Annotated in this window: 3 protein-coding genes; all 3 read left to right on the top strand. The window is 71.9% G+C overall.

Features of this window, described 5'->3' with window-relative positions:
• Nucleotides 1-255, top strand: a 255-nt coding sequence (locus tag WML84_RS14640) for an HAD hydrolase family protein (RefSeq protein WP_347346870.1), incomplete at its 5' end; no start/stop codon positions are given.
• Between the two features lie 59 nt (nucleotides 256-314).
• Nucleotides 315-2,045, top strand: a complete 1,731-nt coding sequence (locus tag WML84_RS14635) for a cation:proton antiporter (protein WP_347346869.1) — start codon at nucleotides 315-317, stop codon at nucleotides 2,043-2,045.
• Between the two features lie 70 nt (nucleotides 2,046-2,115).
• Nucleotides 2,116-2,768, top strand: a 653-nt coding sequence (locus WML84_RS14630) for an alpha/beta hydrolase (RefSeq protein ID WP_347346868.1), incomplete at its 3' end; no start/stop codon positions are given.

The raw sequence follows: 2,768 nt of genomic DNA, 5'->3' as shown, positions 1-2,768 counted from the left end.
GGCATCCTGTCGGGCGTCGTCGACGGCGAGATCGTGGATGCCGTGGGCAAGGCGGTCGCGCTCACCGAGTGGGCCGCGTCGTACGCCGTGCCCCTCGCGCGCACGATCGCGATCGGCGACGGCGCGAACGACCTGCTCATGATGGCCGAGGCCGGGCTCGGACTGGCGTTCAACGCGAAGCCCGCGGTGCGCGCCCAGGCGGACCTCGTGGTGGGGCCGATCGACCTCGCCGAGGTCGTCGCGCTCCTGCCCTGACGGATCCCGGAGGACGCGCGGTGCTTTACGACCTCGAGCCGAACCCGGGAGACTGAGGCATGGAAGAAATCGAGCTGATCGCCGTCGGCGCGATCCTGCTGGTCGTGGCCACGGCGATCCTGGCCGGCCGCATCGGCGTCGCCGCTCCGCTCCTCCTGAGCGTGCTCGGGGTGGGCATCGGATACCTGCCGTTCATCCCGCTCATCGAGGTCGAGCCCGAGATCATCCTGCTCCTGGTCCTGCCGCCGCTGTTGTACGCGGCGGCGGTGAACCTGCCGCTCGTCGACTTCCAGCGCAACTTCCGGCCCATCGTGGGGCTCTCGGTCGTGCTCGTGATCATCTCGGCCGTCGTCATCGGCATGCTCGTCAACCTGCTGGTGCCGGTGATCCCGCTGCCCGTCGCGATCGCCCTCGGCGCCGTCGTCAGTCCGACGGATGCCGTCGCCGCGACCTCGATCGGCAAGAAGCTCGGCATGCCGCGGCGGCTCGTCGCCATCCTCGAGGGCGAGAGCCTCGTCAACGACGCCACCTCCCTCGTGCTCCTGAAGGCGGCCCTGGCCGCGGTGGCGAGCAGCTTCACGTTCTGGAGCGCCGTCGGCAGCTTCAGCTACGCGGTCGCCGCGGCGATCGTCATCGGCCTGGTCGTCGGTTTCGTGACCGTGTGGATCCGCTCGAAGCTCGCGAACCCCGTCTACGACACGGTCATCTCGTTCACGGTGCCGTTCGTCTCGTTCATCCCCGCCGAGCACGCCGGCGCGTCGGGCGTGCTCGCCGTCGTCGTCACGGGGCTCTACGCCGGGCACCACTCCGCCACGCGGTTCAGCGCCCACGCGCGGCTGAACGAGCGGCTCAACTGGCGCACCGTCCAGTTCATCGTCGAGAACGGCGTGTTCCTGCTGATGGGCCTGCAGCTGCACGGGCTCGTCGAAGAGGTGGTGCACTCGCACTGGGATCTGTCGTACGTCGTCTGGCTCGGTCTGCTGGTCGTCGTCGTGCTGATCGCCCTGCGCGCGCTGTTCGCCGTGCCCCTCCTGCTGTACATGCGCGGCGCGGCGCGGCGCTACGTCGGACGCAGCTGGGCGCTCTCGCGAGGCGCCGATCGCGCACGCCAGGGCGGGTCGCGCAGCGCGGCGCGGCTCGAGCGGCTCGAGGCGCTGCAGCGCCGCTCCGAGGCCGACCTCGAGCACGAGCAGGAGCAGGGACTCGGCTGGCGCGAGGGCGTCGCGCTCTCGTGGGCGGGCATGCGCGGCGTCGTCACGCTCGCCGCAGCCCAGAGCATTCCGCACGATGTGCCCGATCGCGCCCAGGTCGTGCTGATCGCGTTCATCGTGGCCATCACGACCCTCCTGCTGCACGGCCTGACGCTCCCGGCGATCATCCGGCGGCTGTGGACCGCCGACGCCGCCGACTCCGGCGTCCGGGGCCTCGCCGCGCTCAGCGCCGACATCGTCAAGGCGGGCAACGAGGCGCTCGACGAGGAGATCAAGCTCGAGCAGGCCGATCCGACGCGGCCCGAGCTCGACCCGGCCCTCATCGCGCGCGTGCGCGCGGGCGGCAAGAACGCGCTCGCCTCGCTCGCGCTGTCGCCGACGCACAGCGCGTCGCACACGCCCGGCGAGGAGTCGCCGGCGCACGCGTTCGTGCGGCTGTCGACCGTCGTGCTGCAGGCGCAGCGCGACGCGCTGCTGGAAGAGCGCGCGATCGGCCGCTACGACTCCGAGATCCTCCGTCAGGTGGGCATCGCCCTCGACGTCTACGAGGCCCGGCTGGAGCCGCCGTCCGACCACTGAACGACGGATGCCGTACACCGCGCGACCGGCGCCGATCGCGATGTCGGAGGGCGGGCGTAGCGTCGATGGCATGGACGTCATCATGGTTCCCGGTCTCTGGCTCGACGCATCGTCGTGGGACGACATCATCCCGGCCCTCGAGGCCGCAGGGCACACGCCGCACCCGCTCACGATGCCCGGCACGGGCGCCTCGGCCGAGGAGTCGGCCGCGATCGGCATGTCCGACTGGATCGACGCCGTGGTCGCCGAGATCGATCGCCACGACGATCCGGTCGTGCTGGTCGGCCACTCCGGCGGCGGCAGCGTCGTATGGGGAGCGGCCGACGCACGACCCGACCGCGTCGCCCGCGTGATCTTCGTCGACAGCGTCCCGCCGCACGACGGCGGCGCGATCTCCGAGTTCGAGGTCTCCGGCGGCGTGGTCCCGTTCCCCGGCTGGGACTTCTTCGACGACGAGGACGTCGCCGACCTCGACGCCGAGACGAGGGCGCGCACCGCGCCGCTCGCGCAGAGCGTGCCCGCCCGGGTACCCACCGACCCGATCGCGCTCCGCGACGACCGGCGCCACGGCATCCCGGTGACGCTCCTGATGGGCCGGCTCGACGAGCCGCAGTTCCGCGAGACGATCGCGCAGTGGGGGCCGTACGCCGCGGAGTTCGAGGCCATCGACGACGCCGAGGTCGTGCGGCTGGGCACCGGCCACTGGCCGCAGTTCTCCGACCC

It is taken from the genome of Microbacterium sp., from assembly GCF_039812165.1.
GTDB lineage: Bacteria > Actinomycetota > Actinomycetes > Actinomycetales > Microbacteriaceae > Microbacterium.
Note: the sequence above shows the minus strand (reverse complement) of the source record. Positions and strands in the feature narration are given on the sequence as shown.